General features: G+C 35.5%; 19 protein-coding genes. 2 read left to right on the plus strand and 17 right to left on the minus strand.

Annotation, left to right across the window (positions count from 1 at the left end):
* Window positions 1-296 precede the first annotated feature (296 nt).
* From ACFFIS_RS10030 to ACFFIS_RS10050, 5 genes are all read right to left on the minus strand, one after another.
* On the minus strand, window positions 297-575 hold the full coding sequence (locus ACFFIS_RS10030; RefSeq protein ID WP_390187312.1) for a helix-turn-helix domain-containing protein: 279 nt from the start codon (window positions 573-575) through the stop codon (window positions 297-299).
* Window positions 576-1,811: 1,236 nt separating this feature from the next.
* A complete protein-coding gene (locus ACFFIS_RS10035; protein WP_390187314.1) occupies window positions 1,812-2,546 on the minus strand; it encodes a DUF1385 domain-containing protein in 735 nt (244 codons plus the stop codon).
* 15 nt (window positions 2,547-2,561) lie between these two features.
* Window positions 2,562-2,981, minus strand: a complete 420-nt coding sequence (locus ACFFIS_RS10040) for a helix-turn-helix domain-containing protein (RefSeq protein WP_390187316.1) — start codon at window positions 2,979-2,981, stop codon at window positions 2,562-2,564.
* 294 nt (window positions 2,982-3,275) lie between these two features.
* Window positions 3,276-3,506, minus strand: a complete 231-nt coding sequence (locus tag ACFFIS_RS10045; RefSeq protein WP_320378214.1) for a hypothetical protein — start codon at window positions 3,504-3,506, stop codon at window positions 3,276-3,278.
* 20 nt (window positions 3,507-3,526) lie between these two features.
* On the minus strand, window positions 3,527-4,087 hold the full coding sequence (locus ACFFIS_RS10050) for a DnaA N-terminal domain-containing protein (protein ID WP_390187319.1): 561 nt from the start codon (window positions 4,085-4,087) through the stop codon (window positions 3,527-3,529).
* A gap of 896 nt (window positions 4,088-4,983) precedes the next feature.
* On the opposite strand from ACFFIS_RS10050, the gene ACFFIS_RS10055 reads away from it, so the two are divergent.
* Window positions 4,984-5,295 (plus strand): hypothetical protein, encoded by a 312-nt coding sequence (locus ACFFIS_RS10055; RefSeq protein WP_320378210.1) that lies wholly within the window; start codon window positions 4,984-4,986, stop codon window positions 5,293-5,295.
* A 741-nt stretch (window positions 5,296-6,036) separates the two neighbouring features.
* Here the strand turns inward: ACFFIS_RS10055 and ACFFIS_RS10060 are convergent.
* From ACFFIS_RS10060 to ACFFIS_RS10090, 7 genes are all read right to left on the minus strand, one after another.
* Window positions 6,037-7,683 carry an FAD-dependent oxidoreductase gene (locus ACFFIS_RS10060; RefSeq protein WP_320378209.1) on the minus strand — a complete coding sequence of 549 codons (1,647 nt, stop codon included), beginning with the start codon at window positions 7,681-7,683 and terminating at the stop codon, window positions 6,037-6,039.
* Window positions 7,684-7,719: 36 nt separating this feature from the next.
* On the minus strand, window positions 7,720-8,001 hold the full coding sequence (locus ACFFIS_RS10065; protein ID WP_320378208.1) for a HesB/IscA family protein: 282 nt from the start codon (window positions 7,999-8,001) through the stop codon (window positions 7,720-7,722).
* 20 nt (window positions 8,002-8,021) lie between these two features.
* Window positions 8,022-9,794 carry an arsenical pump-driving ATPase gene (arsA, locus tag ACFFIS_RS10070; protein WP_320378207.1) on the minus strand — a complete coding sequence of 591 codons (1,773 nt, stop codon included), beginning with the start codon at window positions 9,792-9,794 and terminating at the stop codon, window positions 8,022-8,024.
* A gap of 14 nt (window positions 9,795-9,808) precedes the next feature.
* Window positions 9,809-10,165: an arsenite efflux transporter metallochaperone ArsD gene (gene arsD, locus ACFFIS_RS10075; protein ID WP_390187322.1), complete on the minus strand. Its 357-nt coding sequence runs from the start codon at window positions 10,163-10,165 to the stop codon at window positions 9,809-9,811.
* Between the two features lie 88 nt (window positions 10,166-10,253).
* Window positions 10,254-10,673, minus strand: a complete 420-nt coding sequence (gene arsC, locus ACFFIS_RS10080; protein ID WP_320378206.1) for an arsenate reductase (thioredoxin) — start codon at window positions 10,671-10,673, stop codon at window positions 10,254-10,256.
* Window positions 10,674-10,687: 14 nt separating this feature from the next.
* The gene (locus ACFFIS_RS10085; RefSeq protein WP_390187345.1) at window positions 10,688-11,977 is read right to left on the minus strand and encodes an arsenic transporter; all 1,290 of its coding nucleotides are present in this window, start codon (window positions 11,975-11,977) and stop codon (window positions 10,688-10,690) included.
* A gap of 24 nt (window positions 11,978-12,001) precedes the next feature.
* Window positions 12,002-12,346 carry an ArsR/SmtB family transcription factor gene (locus ACFFIS_RS10090; protein WP_320378205.1) on the minus strand — a complete coding sequence of 115 codons (345 nt, stop codon included), beginning with the start codon at window positions 12,344-12,346 and terminating at the stop codon, window positions 12,002-12,004.
* 260 nt (window positions 12,347-12,606) lie between these two features.
* On the opposite strand from ACFFIS_RS10090, the gene ACFFIS_RS10095 reads away from it, so the two are divergent.
* A complete protein-coding gene (locus tag ACFFIS_RS10095; RefSeq protein WP_320378204.1) occupies window positions 12,607-13,563 on the plus strand; it encodes an arsenic resistance protein in 957 nt (318 codons plus the stop codon).
* A 98-nt stretch (window positions 13,564-13,661) separates the two neighbouring features.
* On the opposite strand, the gene merA is transcribed toward ACFFIS_RS10095, so the two are convergent.
* The 5 genes from merA to ACFFIS_RS10120 all read right to left on the minus strand — a co-directional run bounded on the left by merA (window position 13,662) and on the right by ACFFIS_RS10120 (window position 19,463).
* The gene (gene merA, locus ACFFIS_RS10100; RefSeq protein ID WP_390187323.1) at window positions 13,662-15,308 is read right to left on the minus strand and encodes a mercury(II) reductase; all 1,647 of its coding nucleotides are present in this window, start codon (window positions 15,306-15,308) and stop codon (window positions 13,662-13,664) included.
* A gap of 38 nt (window positions 15,309-15,346) precedes the next feature.
* On the minus strand, window positions 15,347-15,745 hold the full coding sequence (merR, locus tag ACFFIS_RS10105; RefSeq protein WP_260049059.1) for a mercury resistance transcriptional regulator MerR: 399 nt from the start codon (window positions 15,743-15,745) through the stop codon (window positions 15,347-15,349).
* Between the two features lie 197 nt (window positions 15,746-15,942).
* The gene (locus tag ACFFIS_RS10110) at window positions 15,943-18,354 is read right to left on the minus strand and encodes a heavy metal translocating P-type ATPase (RefSeq protein WP_320378203.1); all 2,412 of its coding nucleotides are present in this window, start codon (window positions 18,352-18,354) and stop codon (window positions 15,943-15,945) included.
* Complete coding sequence (locus ACFFIS_RS10115) at window positions 18,347-18,712, minus strand: ArsR/SmtB family transcription factor (protein WP_010652182.1); 366 nt, start codon at window positions 18,710-18,712, stop codon at window positions 18,347-18,349. The genes ACFFIS_RS10110 and ACFFIS_RS10115 overlap by 8 nt, the downstream gene beginning before the upstream one ends.
* A gap of 139 nt (window positions 18,713-18,851) precedes the next feature.
* Window positions 18,852-19,463: a CadD family cadmium resistance transporter gene (locus ACFFIS_RS10120; RefSeq protein ID WP_320378202.1), complete on the minus strand. Its 612-nt coding sequence runs from the start codon at window positions 19,461-19,463 to the stop codon at window positions 18,852-18,854.
* Window positions 19,464-20,061 lie beyond the last annotated feature (598 nt).

Here is a 20,061-nt window from a genome sequence, read left to right on the forward strand (position 1 = left end):
AATTCCCAACCACAGATCTTCATATACTAGAACTAGATTTGGTCTTAATCCTGTCCCTGTACTGTGTAGTAAAAAAGAGCCCAACAACCATGAATCAAATCCACAACTTTTTTGTGTTTTCTCTACATAAAGACCGTATTAGAGCTAGATTTGGTACATTATATGAATCATACCCTCGATAATCAATTGATAGGGTACCTTAAACAGATCCAATCAAGTTCTAATAACAATTCAAATTATTAAAAATGCCATTGAATAACTGGTATATTCCATGTTATTCAATGGCATCACTTTTTTTAATCTGTTATTTCCTTAAACTCTCTAATGTTCACTAGGATTTTTTCTAAATATGCCATGATTTTCTCTGTGTCCCAACTGAAACCACAAAGTAAAATGACCAACCTATTTTTCATAAGTGCTTTTCTCTTTCCAACCTCGATTCTGTAAATGAAAGCAGGTGATAAATTTGTCCTATCAGCTAAATCCTGTAGACTCATCCCATACTTTTTTCGAGTTACTCTGACGTACCCACCAAAATCATTTAATGCCATTACTATTTCCTCTGCATTACTCATATCAATTCCTCCTGTATTTTACTGGCAATTACCAGTCCCATTTTTGTTATTGCACCATATACTACTGAAGATAATGCTGAGATATAACTCTCTCTACTAGAACCATAATAAGTTATTAAACATTTATGAAAACAATAGTATAAAAGGAAAACAGGAGCGTGATGCGAAATGCGACATGCAGGACTTCAACAAATAAACCTAATTAAACGTGAAGAATATGTGAATGGTTCATTAGCAGATATAAAAGACCTAAGAAAAGTTGTAGAAAAACCTTCAAATAAGCTATAGCACTTTTTGCAAAGAGATGCGTAAGGGTGGATACATCTTCAACCATTCAATAAAACAATATGAGAAGACATTAACTATTCAGGAGACTAGGTGATAGAAAAGCATATCAATAAAAGTGGCGATTCTGACAATTTCATTTAATTCATAGCAAATTACAACGATGAGCTTAAAATGCTATTAAAAGTGAATTCCGATCAGTTAGTTTTGAAATGTTTATGACCGCAACATTGACACTGTAACAAAAACAATGCAAATTAACTCCTAGGTATATAAAGGGTTTTCCAATTTATGTTCAACCAAGTTTCGGCATCTACAATTACGTGATATTGTCTCACAGTGTCTTTGCGAATTTACAAAGAGCTACCAGGATGGACCCCTTCATAAATGACATTTAGGGTCCGGTCTATTTTTTACCGTCTATCGGTCTATGAATATCAATTATTTATTTTCTTTCCACGACTTCAATAAACTAATTATTTCATGTTGGGTATGCCCATCCCAACCATTTTCGACCCACTAAAAACACCTTTCACTATTACAGTACCATTTTCCAGCAAAGTTCTTGTAACCGGATAAAATCCGAAATAACAAGCAACTTGTAAAGGAGTTCGTCCAAGTCGATCCATTTCTTTAATATCTACATCTTGATCAGTACCAGCTTTTTTATTGATTCCAAATTGTTCATATACACCACCATATACAAAGAATCTATCATTGAGATCTCCCTTCTTCTCCCAACTTCAGTCCAGACTGCATAACCCAAGTAAAAATTAAAATTTTTACTTGAACATATTATGACAAGTTTTCTCATAGTCCCTATCACTATGGATAGTAAAAAGACTAAGATACATAGTCGTGTTAATCCGGATGTATCTTCCCTATTTATTACTGGTCGATTACCAATTATTGATTAGAAAACTACCAGAAATAAATATTCCATCAAGGAATTTAATTTTCATTTGCCAATTCCTTCTCCTCTAACTTTGTAAGTGCCTCTATTGCCACGATTAAATGTTTTTCTTTGGGCTTTGAGGTAAAAAGCATGTATTGCGTAACTTTTCCAATCATTAATACTAGATTCCAAATTCCTTTTGGTTCACTTTTCCATACCTCGAACCCTATACTCCATGAAACCAAAAACACCCAACTTGCATCATCAAATATCATAGATAGTATAAAGAAACAGATGACAACGGAAACCACTAGATTTGTACCGCAATCTTTATGCGTTCTCGGTTGCTTCTTCACCTCCTCCAATGTTAAATTAGGATCTTTCAAATAGGCGTTTGCGACCTGGTGTTCTGACGAATGATATTTTCCTATGGGAGTGATTTTTATGATAAGACCAGCTATAAATAAAGCACCAAAAAACATCTTTAAGGTGCTAATTGAAACGGTATGTGAAAGATAAGAATTTGACGTTCCAATGAATAAATACTCCATCAATAACAGAACTATTATCGCAAATAGAAATCGCCTCCAGTATTCAATTATTAATTCAAGAAACATGGAAAATGAGCGAACAAAAGGTATCTTTGAAAGAACAACGATTATTTTCTTATTCTCTTTTTTTAATCGGATTTCTGTCGTGATTTCCCCACCCCTAAATCGTGATATTGACTGATGCTTTTCCCCTGTAAAACTTACAAAATCATATCCGGCTCTTCCACCAACTATTTCCAAAGTCTAACTCCCCCTTTATATAAATTCATGGTTGTTTTTTATATCAGTTTTTATAAATTCCAGAATTTCTTTCGTTAACCTTTCCTGCTTTTCCGAAGATAGTCCAAATTTATGAATGTAGGAAAGGGCATTTTGCAAGTTGGCATCTTTCATGATTAACTTTCTTACACCCACAGGGATCTTCCCAGACATCCAAAATAATTCATCCAGGTCTACGTTATATAGTTCTGCAAAACTCACTACTAAGTCATCCGTTACCTTCCTAACACCTCTTTCCATTTGAGAGACATAATTAATGGAGATTTCCAACCTGTCCGCCACCTGGGAGAGGGTAAAACCCCTTTTTGATCTCTTTTCTTTTATGTATCTACCGAATTCTTTTTCATCAACTACACTTTCTTCATTCAAAACTCCCGATAATATTTTCTTTTCCATATCAAAAGACCCTTTCAATGTATTATTAGGGGGATTTACTTTAATATGTTCTAATCCCGAGGTATTAATTGTCACATTCATTAATCCTTATTTATAAATATATTTTTCCTTATTTATTTCAAGCTCTTACTCCATTTCCTATAGTCAAAAGCCCACAAAAAAACACTTGCAGAAATTTAATTCTACAAGTGTTTTTCTTCCCCAAAATTTTTTATTAATAAATGACACCGTCCCATTTTTACCATCCTTTGACACTCCCCTTCTAAATAAACGTTAATGCTCCCACCACTTTAGTCATTTTTTACATCGCCCAAAAAAGTAGAACAACCCATAAGGTCCATTTTTATTAAGTTGAAACCACTCAATAATTCGCTCATTTCTTTCACGGATTCTTTTTGTCGCAATTGATTCCGTTACTTTACCATAAGCCACATTTGCTTGTTTTGTTGATGCTCCAACTACTTTGATAGGGATAGACATCCCAGTTTCCTTAAATGTTCGTGTTTCACTTTTCAATTTACTCACATTGATGCACCCTCCAACTATTATTTGCATCTAAAAAGCGAACTAAATATTCCAGTATCCTGACTTTTAAGTTTTGTACGGATCTTTTCATTTCTTACATATAATCTTTTTTCTGCATTCGATGGTCCCGAATCAGCTAAGTGGAGATTTAAACTTCTTGTTATTCTTTCATTTTCCCTTCTTAATCTTATTGAATGATTAGATGGGGTAATTATAGGTATTTTAACGCTTACTTTTTTATATTTTACTTGGTTGCTATCTTCATTTGCATTGATGACTTCTTTCCTGATTGAAGGACAAGAATCGCTTTCTTTCCTCTCTTCTTTAGTTTGTGAATAAGTAACCTGAACTTTAAAATCTTGACCCGTCAACTCTTTTAGTACTGTAATAAAATGATGCTCGTATCTTTCCACAATCCACTCTCTAGCAAATTTACTGGCCGCATTGATTACAATCGTATTATCCTCCACTATTTGTCCTGTTAATGGAGCAATCCACGTATCGTGCATTGGCTTTGATAGTCTTTGTTGTATCATTTGTATGACAATCTCCCAAAACAGCTGTGCTTCGTCCTTGTCCATTCTACGCACTCCTTTAATTTTGATTTGTGGCATTAACTTTCCGTAAAACCTACTATTACATTGACTATAGTCAAAATAAAAAAACACCTGAAAAGTTACAAGTGTTTTTGCTTCAAATTTTGATTAAATTGTGAGATGAATGAATACTGATTCATTTTCTACACCCTGTCCGATTGATTTATTAACCACATTTTAGCTTTTCACTTTACTAATTGCAAATATCTAGGTATTTTTTCAAACTAAGAAGTTGATACTTTCTACTCTTTTTTCTTATTGAGTGTTTTCTTTGCAATCACTTATAAATACCACTCTATGAAAGGAAATGCTGAAAATGCTTTATAGGTGTTATAATAGCAGTAAATATTATTCCAATTAAAGAAGGCTGACGCCTATAAAAACACTGAAGATAAGAGTATTTGAATGGATAAGCTCACTATACGAAATGTATTCATTTGATGAGATAGAGAATGCAGCAATAGACCGTTCTTTTAGTTTTAGGTTAGAAGGCTTTGCAGATGAGCCAAACGTTTATTTAAGAACGACTATTGAAGGATTAGAACTTGGATTTGAGACCATCTTCTGGTAGGGACAAGTGCCATCCCCTGGTTCAGTTAAAAAGCATTCAGTAACCTGGGATACTTTCCCTTCATTGGGCAGTGAGCAGCAACAAGAGTTGATACTTGAGTTACTTATGAAAACAATTAATTCAAGAAAAAGGCAATATAGAAAGTGCCAATTCTGTGGTAAGAAAGTTGCCAACGAACATCGAATAGATCATAATACATGTCAAAGTTGTGCTAGTAAACATCTTGGAGTGTTTTTTAATAATAGCTTATAAGTGTGGAACCGCACTAGCTAATGAATATATATTAAGTAACTTGAAGGGATGTAATGATATGCCATCTGAAGAAAGCATTAAAAAAATTAAGGAAGAAGTAAAGAGCGATATTGCAAGATCTCTAATTGATACACTTTCTGCAGCATTCATAGCAGAAAAGCTAGATTTAGACATTGGAATAGTTCATGATTTAAAAAAAGATTATGAACAAAATGGAAATATCAATAAAGCCAAACAAGACATAAGAGAGGAAGTTGCTAGATCTTTAGTAGATAGTCTTGCTGTTCCATTTATAGCCACAAAAATTGGAGTTGATATAGAGAAAGTAATGAAATATAGACAGGACTATGAGCAGGGGCTGAAGAAGTAATTAAAAATCTGTGTGGTATACCTGCGAACGCCACACCTTCCGGAACCAATATTGGCAAGGGATTTAAAGGATTATTGAAATTAGAGAAAAAGACTGAATCACTATTGGATCCAGCCCGAATTTGTATTGATGTTACGATTGAATCAAGACTGAGTACGTAACGTTCACTTGCTCTTTTTTTCTCCACGCTCTTTCCTCCAATACCATCTATTTAGCAGTAGGTACCGAATTTTTAGCATGGAAACCAAGAAAGTAACAGGGAAACACGAAAAGCTATTGAAAACACATTAAGTTTACGATTTATACAGTGAGGATAATAACAGTATTAAGTATAATTGAATAAAAAATAAGACACTCGAAACCTCCTAAATATGGAATTGACTATATTTCCACCTTTAAATATAAAAGTTCCTGTAATTTGTGATAAAATAAAAATTACTCCGTGCTAGTAACACGAAGTCTCCAGTAGTTTGCTCGAAGCGAGAGGCTGCTCAATTACAAGTTTTGTATAAAGAGACCACCCTTAGCTTTTGGTCGAGCGATTCGGGGTGGTTTCCCTTTGGACTTTTTTAACTTCGGATTGTATAGAATACTCCGACATTATAATTAAATTCTTTCCGGAACAGAAGGGGGAAAAGTAAGGGAAAACTGATAAAATCCTATTGTATAAGGGATTGGAGGGATATTGTACGAAAAGGAAAAGGCTGAATCACTATTGGACCCAGCCTGAACTTGTATTGGTTATTTATTTCCCTTTTTAAAGCTCTGATAATTCTTATTTCCACCTGAGAGATTAAATACCTCTTTGAAGCCCATATTGGTTAATACATTTTGTGCTGCATTACCAGTTACACCTTTATTACAGTATGTGATTGTAGGTAAATTAGGGTCTAATTTTTTACCCTCCGAACGTAATTCGGCTAGTGGAATATTAATCGCTCCATCTACCTTTGATACTTCATACTGTTTTGTTGCTCGAGTATCAATGATTTGGAATTTCTCCCCGCCTTCAATTCTATCTGTTAATTCTTGAGGAGTAATAAGTTTATTTTTCTTGTCAATCGCATTTTGTAAAGCCATACCAGTATACATTACTGGATCTTTTGTTGTACTAAATGGTGGTGCATAAGCCAAATCTAAATGGAATAGATCTTCAGCTTTTGCTTTAAATGAAATTGCCGTTACGAATACGTCAATTCTTTTATCGACACCATCTTGGCCAACAATTTGCACACCTAGAATCTGACTTGTTTTTCTATCTGCAATTGCCTTAATTACTAATTCCTTTCCACCAAGATATTCTGCTCTTGCCGGTTTAATATTGTGAAGAACTTCAATATCAAATCCTTCAGCCAATGCTTCTTTTTCACTTAAACCAGTATAACCAACAGCTAAATCAAATACTCGCAAGATTCCAGTGCCTAGTATTCCTCTGTGTTCTAAATCGCCACCGGTAATGACATCTCCAGCGATACGCCCCATTTTATTTGCCGTAGAACCTAATGGACGATACACTGGTTTTCCAGTAACTACGGAAAAACTTTCTGCCACATCTCCAACAGCATAAATATCGGGGAGATTAGTTTGCATTTTACTGTTTACTCTAATGGCTCCAGATGATCCTAGTTCAATACCGATTTCTTCAGCTAATTTAGCGTTTGGTTTCACACCTGTTGCTAAAATAACCATATCGGAGTCGATGACATTCCCACTTTTTGTTTCCACCGTCTTTTCCGTAATTGTGATTGCTTCTTCATTTAATAATAAATGAACCCCGTTCTCTTTAATATGTTCTTCCACTCGAAATGCCATATCTTTATCCAAATGCGGCATGATTTGATTGCTTCGCTGAACAATTGTTACTTCTAAACCTTTATGGGTTAGTTGTTCTGCCATTTCAAGTCCAATGAAACCAGCACCAACGATTGTAACTCTTTTCGGATCATTAGTAACCATATACGAATTTATAGCTGCAGTATTTTGTATGTTACGGACATGAAAGACATGCTCCATATCCATCCCTATAATTGGTGGGGTAGTTGGATTAGCACCAGTTGCAAAGACCAAGGTTTCATAATTGTCTTCTTTAGTCTCACTGGTATCTAAGTTTTTAACCGTGACTACTTTCTTATCTGGATTTATCTCTATCACTTCATGGCGGGTATGAACATCTACGTTATACCGCTTTTTAAACCATTCAGCACTTCTAGGCGTTAGTGTCTCTAATTCATCTACTTCGCCGCCTAAAAAATAAGGGATGCCGCATATTGAATACGAAATATCATAATCGGCATTATACAAAGTGATTTCCGCATTTTCGTCATTTCTACGTGCTTTTGCTGCAACCGATGTTCCCGCCGCAACCGAACCAATAATAATGATTTTCATATGATTATATACCTCCAAAACATCTCGTGTTGTACTCTAGCAGGACTGATTCATACCTAATAAAACAAATTGTGAACCGTTTGGTGTTTCATCATCATCTAATGTTAGACCCTCGACGGTGTCCTTTACATCCCTATCAACAGCAACCTTTATTCCATCAATTTCTTCAACAATATCATTTTCCTCCGGTGCGTCTAAAGATATTCCTAATTGCGGTCCACAACATCCAGCACCCATTGAGTAAAAACGAATTCCTTCTACACCTTTTTCTTCAAAAATACCCTGTAATTTAGTTTTAGCCTTTTCTGTTATATTCATGTTAAATTCCTCCTCCTGGTTTAAGACTGAACAAATTCTTTTAAATTGTCGTAACCGATTTTCACTTCCTTCATCCAAGGAATAAGTGCAGCATTATCTGTCATCTCTTCTTTTACTTTTCTAATCCATTGTTTTTCACTTGCAGCACGTGCTTTTAAAACATTATCCGTTGTACCTGTTACATATAAACTTCGATTGATGACCCACCATTTTGGTGTAATCTCAGCACGTTTCAAATCATTTTGTAAACGACTTGCCTCAAAAACAGGGGTTGCTTCTGGTAATGTAACTATGACCACACCTGTTTCTTCGGGGTTACGGAGTCGTGGTAATAAGTTTCTTACACTTTCCGGAATTTCACCTGTCGAACGGCTCATTTCTTTATGATAGGCTTCCGACGAATCAAGTAGGAGAAGTGTATGCCCAGTTGGTGCTGTATCAATAACTACAATTTCTTGTTTTGACCTTTCTACTACATCAGCAAATGCACGGAATACAGCAATTTCTTCTGTACATGGTGACTCAAGGTCTTCCTGTAAGTATGAAAGTTCGTCATCACTCAACTCGCCAGCATTAGTGATTACTTCTTTTTTGTAATTTTCCACTTCTACTTCTGGATCAATGCTACTAATAGATAGACTTTCATTAATTGCACTATTTTTAAACATATAATCAAGGTGTGCTGCCGGATCAGTTGTTGTTAAGTGAACTTTATGTCCTTTTTCCGTCAATCCAACCGCAATTGCTGCAGCAACAGATGTTTTTCCAACTCCACCTTTACCCATCGTAAAAATGACACGAGTATTTTTAGCGGAAAAGTCATCTATAACATCTTTTAGTTCTGAAAGTGGGGATAAATCAGTCCCCTCATCATCATCCTCAAATCCAACTAAAGGTGCATCACTCACAATCTGACGAAGACGTCCAATACCAGTTAGCGAATAGTATACAAAAGGTAATGAGAATATTTGAATCTCTTGCAATCCTTCTGGAGTTTTCTTTAATGCTTCTTGCTGACCTTCATAAAAAGCTGTAGATACCCCATCATTTTCGTCATGGGTGTTCAATAACCCATTTATGATAAGCAACTGATTTTCAATACCAATCTCTCCAAGTTCTAAGGATGCACGGTTTGCTTCTATGAGGGTGGATTCCTCTGGTCTCGCAACTAAGATTAATGTCGTCTTTCCACTGTCAGAAAGAGATTCAACTGCTTTTTGGTACATATCCTTCTTATCCCCAAGACCTGACAATGGACCCAAACAAGAGGCACCATGTGTAGCTTCTTCAAGATAGCCTGACCACGCTGTCGGTAAGGTTAATAAACGAAGCGTATGACCAGTTGGAGCTGTATCAAACAACACATGATCATACTGACTAAATATACTATCGTCTGCTAGTAAATGAGAGAATTCATCAAATGCAGCTATTTCTACTGTACATGCTCCAGAAAGTTGTTCTTCCATCTGATTGACCACAGATTCAGGAAGTTTTTCCCGATATGGTCCAACTGTCTTTTCTCTGTAAACTCTAGCAGCTTCCTCTGGATCAATATTACTGGCATATAAGTTTTTTACGCTTGGAATTTCTATTGGCTCACGTGATAATTCCACTTCAAATACATCCTGTAAATTAGAGGCGGGATCTGTGCTGACTAACAAGACTTTTTTTCCTTGATCTGCAAGAGCTATTGCTGTTGCACATGCCACAGATGTTTTCCCAACTCCACCTTTGCCTGTGAAAAATAGATAGGGTGTTTCGACATGCTGTTTAGGATTATACAGTGTATACATTATAAGATTCTCCTTTAGTCGAGTTTTACAGAAACACGTACACGAGGTTTCTGGGTCAATTCCTCCGCACTTACCTCCAACCATTCCGAAAATTCCTTGTTGGTTGGATATACTCCTACTTTAGCAACTTCCCCATCTAAAAATGTTATAGGAAGTGCATCTGCCCCTTTTTCCTGAAGTATCCGATTAACCGTTTCATTATCTACAAAAGCTGCAGGATCATTTGCTAAATTAAATCTCTTAATATCTACACCCTTTTGTTCCAGTGAATACACAGTTGAAGCAACCCTTGTTAAGTTCGGATCAACACCTGGTCCACAGACACCTGTTGAACAACACATTGCTGGATCAAAAATTTCTACTTTTTTCATCATTTTTGTCCTCCTCGCATTAATATATAATTATATCCTTATATCTTAATCAGAAGATAAGCCCGAGTATTAGATCACGGCCTATCTTTTATTCCCCTGTTTCAGCAAATCGTTTGATTCGTTCACCAATTTCGTCACGAACTCGCTGGAAAACAGCCCATTTCTCTTCATCTGTTCCCTCTGCCTTTGCAGGATCATCAAAACCCCAATGTTCTCTTCTAACATGTGGCGGTGTCATTGGACAACGATCAGCTGCATCACCGCAAAGAGTTACTGCTAACGTTGCATTATCGAGGTACTCCTTATCAATCAGTTCTGATTCATGGTCAGAAATGGCTATTCCTACTTCATTCATTGCTTTGACAGCATTCGGGTTCAAGCCATGTGCCTCAATTCCAGCACTTCTAACTTCCCATTCATCTCCAAGAAGTTGCTTCGCCCAACCTTCTGCCATTTGGCTTCTGCAAGAGTTACCAGTACATAAAAGATAAATTGTTTTTTTATCCATACAAATGCTCCTTTTTAGAATATAGTCAACGTTAAATATAGACCTAATAGTGTGATGAACAGGATTGGTATTGTTAAAATAATACCAGTTTTGAAATAGGTACCCCAAGAAATCTTAATACCTTTTTGAGTTAACACATGGAGCCATACTAAGGTTGCTAAGGATCCTATTGGTGTGATCTTTGGACCTAAATCTGCCCCGACTATATTTGCATAAACAAGTGCTTCCCTTAACACACCAGAAGTATTTGTTTCAGCAATTGCTAAAGCGTCAATCAATACCGTTGGCATATTATTCATGATAGATGATAGAAAAGCAGCAATGAACCCCATACCAACTGTAGCAACAAACAAGCCTTCATCGGATACAGCTTGAATCACACTTGCTAGTGCAGATGTGAGACCAGCATTTCCTAATCCATACACTACAACATACATTCCAATGGAAAAGAACACAATATCCCAAGGTGCTCCCTTAATAGCTTTTTTTGTATTCACTGCACTACTTTGTCTAGCCATAATGATGAAGAATATGGCAATGGTTCCCGCAATAATAGAAACAGGTATATTAATAAATTCGCTTGTAAAGTATCCAATTACTAATAAAGCTAGGACATACCATGATAACCGAAACATTCTATGATCCCTAATTGCATCTTTAGGTTCACCTAATTTAGTAACATCATATGATTTTGGAATACTTTTTCTAAAATAAATCAGTAACACCGAAATAGTTGCAATTAGTGAAAATATATTTGGAATGAACATTCGTAAAGCATACTCAACAAATCCAATACCAAAGAAGTCTGCAGACACTATATTTACAAGGTTACTTACAATAAATGGCAATGAAGTTGTATCAGCAATAAATCCACTCGCCATGATAAACGGAAAAATCATTTTTTCTTTGAAATTCAAATTACGCACCATTGCAAGTACGATTGGTGTTAGGATCAATGCTGCACCATCATTCGCAAATAAGGCGGCAACAATTGCACCTAATATACTGATATAGACAAACATTTTTATTCCATTGCCCTTTGCAAATCGGGCCATATGTAAAGCAGCCCATTCAAATAATCCTATCTCATCTAATATTAAAGAGATAAGAATAATGGCAACAAAGGCAAGGGTTGCATTCCATACAATTTCTGTTACTTCGATTACATCACTAAACCCTACGACCCCCACTAATAAAGCAATAACTGCTCCGCCCATTGCAGACCAGCCAATGTTTAAACCTTTTGGCTGCCAAATTACGAAGACTAGGGTCGCTATAAAAATTAAAATTGCGAGTATAAGCATTGTTGACAAAATAATACCTCCAATTTAACAACAAGAAATTCGTGTACCGTTTTCTTCTAATTCCTTTATTTTATCGTTTTGACTTGGCAATTGATCGAGAATATCTTTAATAAAGGAATAATACTCATTATTCTTATTGACCGAGAAAAAGATCCATTGCCCTTTTCTTTCCTCCTCGACTAATCCTAAATCTTTCAGCTTACGTAAATGTTGACTAATTGCTGGTTGACTCATTTGAAATATTTCCACGAATTCACATACACAACAAGCATGATCATCCATTAATTTCATCATTGTCAATCGTGTCTTGTCACCAAGTAACTTTAAAATTACAGCAGCTTTTTCCATTTCAATTGCTGTTTTTAGCATAACCATTCCTCCTTCTTGTTTATTATGGAATAAGTATATAACTATTCGCTTATATATACAATGAAAAAGAACGTAAATATGTGATGATTTTGTAACAACTGCTAATACCTTTAATTTTAGCTGTTTACACTAGAGTATAAGTCACGTCTCTATATTGCGGAATAATACGCATTAAAAGTAATTGTTCTCGGAATGTATTATACTAATCTGTAAGAAAGTAAATTGTACTGAACTATCTCTAAGAAGAAAGTGATTGATCTATGGGCTTATTAGATAAACTACAAACTGTTATTATATTAATTGCTGTTGGTTTAGGACTTTTATTAGGACAAGTAAACATGATTGAACAATATGCGGAGACTTTAGTTATTCCGTTTCTATTCTTGATGCTATATGGGTTGTTTTTAACAATTCCATTGCAACAATTAAAAAAGGCTTTTTCAAACATTAAATTCCTTGGAGCTAACACAATCATAAATTTTATATGGACACCAGTAATAGCTTGGGGTTTGGGTTCCATTTTCTTAGCTGATTATCCAGCTTTATGGATCGGTTTTATTATGCTTATGGTGACACCTTGTACAGATTGGTATCTCGCATTTACTGGCATTGCAAAAGGAAATGTATCTCTTTCAACATCAGTTTTACCGATTAACTTAATTTTACAAGTCGTACTTTTGCCAATATATTTGTTACTATTTGCCGGAACTATTGAAACGATACCCATATCAACGCTTATAGAGAGTATATTGATTGTATTGATTATTCCTTTTGTACTTGCTCATCTTACTCGATTCTTACTAAGAAAAAAATCAGTTTTAAATAAAAAGATTATCCCTTTTTTCGCCAATGCTCAGATTTTCTTTTTATCATTGGCTATTATGGCAATGTTTGCTTCCCAAGGTTCTTACTTGCTTGAAAACCTAGAAGTCATTTACATTTTAATTATTCCAGTTTTGTTGTTTTTTGTTATTAACTATGTAGTAGGACGCTTAGTTGGAAGGTTTTTAAAGTTTTCCTATGCAGATTCAGTTAGCTTAAATATGACGATTATTGCAAGAAATTCACCAGTTTCTTTGGCTATAGCTGTGACCGCATTCCCTGATCAGCCTCTCATTGCTCTAGCTTTAGTTATTGGACCTTTGATTGAATTACCAGTGCTCGCCATTGTCTCGCAGATACTACTTTACACAAGAAAAAAGAAGGCTGTCCTTTAAGTTTGGATAGCCTTTACTCTTTATTTCACAAGATGACTCATTTGTGGTGAAACGGAAACAATTACTCCTTTACTAACCTGCCCCATAAAATCAGTACTTTACCCTGCACAACAAGATAATTTCGAAACATCTTTATCAAATGTAAGAGCAGCTAGCCTTAGCCCTTCAGCCATTGTTAAATATGGTGCAAGGCTATCTTTTAAATCGTCGACGGTTAAACCATGCTTTACTACTAACGAAGCTGCATAAATTACATCTCCTGCATTTTCGGATACAATATGAACCCCAAGAACTTTTAATGTTTTAGCATCAGCAACAATCTTAAATACACCTGTCGTTTCACGATTTACTAGTGCTCTTGGAACGGCATCTAAAGATAATACAGATGTTTTTACTTCATAGCCTTTTTCATTTGCTTGTTCTTCAGTTAACCCAACTGTTGCAACCGATGGATTTGTAAATGTAACACCAGGAACAACGGATAAATCTAATTTTTTATTTAACCCACCAATCGCATTATCAGCAACAATTCCACCTTCATAGGCTGCTACATAAACAAATTGGGGCCCTAATGTTACATCTCCTGCTGCATAAATCTTCTCATTACTTGTTCTAGCATAATCATTTATCAGGATTTCATTTCGTTTTCCGATTTTAACACCTGCTGCACTTAAATTTAAGGAATCCGTATTTGGCTTTCTTCCTGTTGCAATAAGTAGTTGCTCTGATTCTACGACTTTTTTCTTACCATCTACCGTTATATTAACCTTTTTTATCTCTCCAACTTGTTCTATACGCTCATAAGTTACCTCTTTAATAAGGTTTATACCCTGCTCGATTAAGACTCTTTCTACAGCTTCTGAAATTTCTGGGTCATACTCTTTTAATAGCCGATCACTTCTTTGTATAAGTGTGACTTCTGAACCTAAATTATGAAATAGCTGTCCAAGTTCCAATCCGATATAGCCTGAACCAATAACAGTTAATCGTTTAGCCACCTTTTTTAATTCGAGTAGCGTTGTACTTGTTAGATAGTCCACTTCATTAAGTCCTGAAATCATTGGTATAGATGACGAAGCACCTGTTGCAATTAAAAAGCGTTTTGCAGAAAGTTTCTCCCCATTTACCTTAACTGTATTTTCATCAACAAACTTAGCTTCACCCTTTATTAAATCAATGCGATATTCATCAATTAAATCTATATATTTTTGATTTCGAAGTTCGCTAACTAATTCATTCTTTTGATTCACCAAAGAGGCTAAATCGACTTCCCCAGCAGATGTTTGTATACCTATGAATGGATTTGTTTTTACTAAATGATTGATTTCCCCTGCTCTAAGAAGTGTTTTTGATGGAACACAGCCAATATTTACACAAGTCCCTCCTACTGTTCCACGCTCAATCATTCCAACTTTTGCACCGTATTCAATTGATTTAATCGCAGCAGAAAAAGCTGCCCCTCCTGAACCAATGATGAGTAAATCATAACTTTTTTTATTATCTAATTCAATATCTTTTGGCTTCTGCGTCGAAATTTCATCTATTTCTACAGCTTGGTATTTTGCTTGCTTAATTGCCTGTTTTACCTTCTCAGCATTAATTCCATCAGGTAATTCAAATACAGATTCACCACGTTGAAAATTGGTTTCGATATTTTTACCGCCTATACTGGTTAATACAGTATCAATATGTTGTTCACACCCTGTACAGGTCATTCCGTTGATTTTAACACGATATTTTCTCATCATTTAATTCTCCCTCATTTATAAAATTGATGATATGTTTAATCAAATACTAACCATTCAATAATTGGACATTGGTGTATTGCTTTTTGATCAGGACACCTGTTTTTTAAATCTTGTAACATGGACTCTGTTCTTTTTAAATCTGCAATTTGTTTTTGAATCTCTTTCTCCTTTCTCAATACAAATTCATACATACCTTGGCAGCGTACGTTATCATTATCAACAACACCAAGTAATTTATAGCTTTCACTCAATGAAAATCCAAGGTCTTGCAGTCTTTTGATAAATTTCACACGCTTAACATCATCATCCGTATATATCCTATAACCTGCATCGGTTCGAATAGGCTCTTTTAATAACTCTTTCTTTTCATAATATCTTATTGTTTCTTTATTTACACCGCATTTTTCAGCAAATACGCTAATTCGATAGCTCAAATTATTCACCTCTATAAACATAATAGACCCTGTACCTTAGTACACGGTCAAGTATAATATTAATATTCTCTTATTCAAGTTCTGCCCTTATAATTGAGTATACCTATACTTCTGGCTTTTTCACTTTCTTCTATGGTCTAGCTAAATGGAAAAATCCCAAGAATTAGAATGTAGATCTAACTCTTGGGGAAAGTGTACTATTCTTTTACTCTCATCAGTCGCAAACTATTTAATGCTACCAAAATAGTAGCTCCCATATCTGAAAGAATAGCAATCCAAAGCGTTAACCAGCCTGGAATAACCAATAGTAAAGCAATTAATTTAATTCCAATAGCAAAAGTGATGTTAGCTTTGATGATATTTAGCGTTTTTCGACTGAGTCTTACTGCGAATGGAAGTTTGCTTAAATCGTCTCCCATTAAGGCAATATCAGCAGTTTCGATTGCAGTATCTGTACCAGCCCCGCCCATTGCTATTCCGACAGTGGATGCAGCAAGTGCAGGAGCATCATTAACACCATCGCCAATCATAGCTACATTACCATGCTCCAATTGCATTTTTTTAATAAAATCTAATTTATCCTGTGGCATCAATTCGGATTGAATATCAGATACGCCTACATGTGCACCGATTGCATTTGCGGTACCTTGATTATCACCAGTCAGCATTATTGTGTGCTTAATTCCTAACTGGTGAAGTTTTTGAATCACATTTTTGCTTGTTTCACGTACTTCATCTGCAACGGCAATTACACCGAGGATTGTTTGTTCCGTTCCAATGATCATGGCTGTTTTTCCTTGATTTTGTAGTATTTTCACATTGTTTTCAAACTCAAGACTAAAATCGGAAACATTTAATTCCTTAAAAAGTCTTGGACTACCAATATAATAGGTTGTTCCGTTTACAACCCCTTTTATACCTCGCCCAGTAATCGAAGTGAAGTCTTCCACTTGCACATTCGAATAAGGAATATTATCTTGCTCAGCCCTCTGCATAATTGCTGAAGCCAGTGGATGTTGTGAACGATATTCTAAAGCTGTAATGATGGAAAATAGTTCTTTTTCTTCCACTTGATTATTTAATACTTTAAAATCTGTTACCATAGGTACACCTTTTGTCAGTGTTCCTGTTTTATCAAATGCGATTGCCTTGATGGCTCCCAATTCCTCCAAATAGACACCGCCTTTAATCAACACACCTTTTTTAGCAGCATTTCCAATTGCCGAAACAATCGAAATTGGAGTAGAAATTACTAATGCACAAGGACACCCAACTACAAGTACTGCTAATCCTTGGTAAACCCATGTATCCCAACCTCCACCAAAGAATAAAGGTGGAACGACTGCAACCAAGGCTGCAATAACCATAATGATCGGAGTGTAATATTTTGCAAACTTATCTACGAATGCTTGGGCTGGAGCACGCTCCCCTTGTGCTTCCTCAACAAGATGAATAATCTTGGCGATAGTTGTGTCTTCTACATATTTAGTTATTTTTACTTCTAACAGACCCTCTTCGTTAAGCGTACCTGCAAATACTTCATCATCTACCGTTTTGGCAACAGGAACTGATTCTCCTGTTATAGCTGCCTGATTGACAGCCGATAAGCCATTCACAACTAGCCCATCCATGGCAATTTTTTGCCCTGGTTTGACAATCATAATATCGCCTACAACAATATCATCTACATGGATCATTATTTCCTGTCCATTTCGTCTGACAAGTGCTTCTTTAGGAGCAATATCCATCAATGAACGAATGGATTGTCTTGCTCTGTCCATAGAGAAACGTTCAAGTGCTTCACTGATTGCAAATAGAATGACAACAATGGACGCCTCTGCCCATTCACCGATGATGGCCGCTCCAATAACGGCAACTGTCATCAGGGTTTTCATGTCGAAATCAAAGCGTATCAAATTTTGAAAACCAACTTTAAATAGTGAATACCCTCCAATTACAATCGAAACTACAAATAACATTGAAGTTACCAGGTTATCTTCTCCATTCACAAAGTGAGAAAGATAACCAAAAGCAATAAGTAATGAGGCAAATAGTAATGTACTGTGTTTTTTATAAAATGGTATTTTCTCTTCTTTATGAGCCTTACTGTCCTCTTTGACCTCTTGTATCGTTTGATTCGCTAGTTTTTCAGGAAATACTTTAAGACTCTCGAAAGCACCTGCTTTTTCAAGTTCTTCAACGGTTGTGTTTCCGTAAACATCAATTTTAGAAGCTCCAAAGTTTACTTTTGCATCCTGGATTCCCGTTATTTGTTTTACATTCTTTTCGAATTTCGTTGCACAGCTTGCACAGGAGAAACCTTCAACACGGTAAACGTTTTCATCTACAATTACCACAGGTTCGACCCGTCTTCTAGTTTTCTCTGGTGCCACTTTAAGATTCTCGAAAGCACCAGCCTTTTCTAGTTCTTCAACGGTTGCACTGCCGAAGACATCAATTTTAGAAGCTCCGAAATTGACTTTAGCATCTTGCACTCCTGGTAGTCCTTTTACATTTTTTTCAAACTTACCAGCACAATTTGCACATGAGAACCCCTCAACACGGTAAACATTTTTATCTTCTGTTAAGGTTTTTGCTGTATTATCCAACTTTCATTACCTCCCTCTGATGAACGAAGGCTTTTTCTACGAGCTGTTTAACATGCTCATCATCTAGTGAATAATAGACTAACTTCCCTTCTTTACGATATGTTGCTATACCTAGATTTTTCAATAATCTTAAATGATGGGATGCCGTAGCCTTTGAAGATTCAATAATATTCGCTACATCACAAACACATAACTCTCCCTCTAAAGACAAAACGTAAGCAATTTTAACCCTTGTATCATCTGACAGAGCCTTAAAAACCTTTGCTACTTCCATAGGGTTTTGTTTAGCAAGATCATTTTTAGCCCTGTTTACTTTATCTTCGTGAATACAGGTAACTTCACAAATATCTTTTGTCATAATATTTCCCTCACATTCAAATAGTTATTTGTATATTAATTATACTCATAATATATCTCACTATAAACAAATAGTCAAATGATTGTTTGATTGTTTGTTTTAGACTTCTTAGACAATTTTTTAATGTAACTTTAAAATCTTAATTAATCCAATTTAGTATCCAACTGAAAGTTCCATTTTCATACATAATCATAATACCTAAAGCTACAAATACAATTGGAACAATAATTCTTTCGTATTTTTCCACTGTTTCAGATACACCTTTTACAGCTGCTATACGCCGGCATAGATATAATAATACTGCAGCTAAAACATAATAAATGATAATCGTAACTACTAATTCAAGAGTGGCTAAGGTCGTAAAATAAGGAATATATACTCCTAAGTTATCTCCACCAGCGGCTAACATAATGACTGCTACACTAAGTATAAAACTGGTGAATTGACTCGTATCTATAGATTCTCCTTGTTCGTCGGCATCGTCTTCTTTTTCAAACAAAACCTTTAGACCGATGAATATTGGAACCAAACCAAGTAATCCAATCCAGTGTTGCGGTATTAATGTAAGTCCAAAAGCTGCCAATAGACTAATGGCAATTAGTATAGTAAATCCTAAATATTGTCCTAAAAAAATATCTCTAACAGCCTTTTTTCTCCTCTCATTTTGAGCAAATAGAACAACTAATATGACAATGTAATCAATACTTGTCGCTATGTATGAGACAATAGCCGATACGATTGTTGTTACCAAAGCGAATCACTCCAATCCTTAAATATTTGAATAAGTTTCATTTTTCTCTTGATCCATTGTGTCAGTTTATATATTCAAATATTCGTTTGACTGTTAATATCAATTGTAATTTTACAGCTATATATTCTAATAGTCAAATGATTATTAGATTAACATCGCAAAAAATTGTGAGCTACTATTGCTTAGCTAATAGCCCGATTGCTGAATGCTATACCAAATCTGTGAGATGTCTTTAATCTAGCCAGAAGGACTAAGCCTATCCTATTTCCACTTATCTCTTATCATTTTCTTTCTTCTATTATATGTATCTGTAACTTAGTCCTTCCCCAACGCTTCAACCGCTCTATTACGCCTCAAGGAAATGGAACTAAGTTTTCCCTCAACCGCCTGTTTTTCCCCTCTTTTTTCCGTTACGGATTGTATAGAATATTCCGCTATTGTAACTAAGTTCTTCCCTGAAACAGAAGGAAGAATCAGGAGAAAAGATTGAAAAGGTAGCAGTTTTGGGATGGTGTTACAGTTAGGAAACATACTGAATAGAGAATGAAAATCCGTTGGATTTATAGGGTTAGGAAAACAATTGAAATGGGATTTGGTA

This window comes from Paracerasibacillus soli (assembly GCF_042432965.1).
Taxonomy (GTDB): Bacteria; Bacillota; Bacilli; order Bacillales; family Amphibacillaceae; genus Paracerasibacillus; species Paracerasibacillus soli.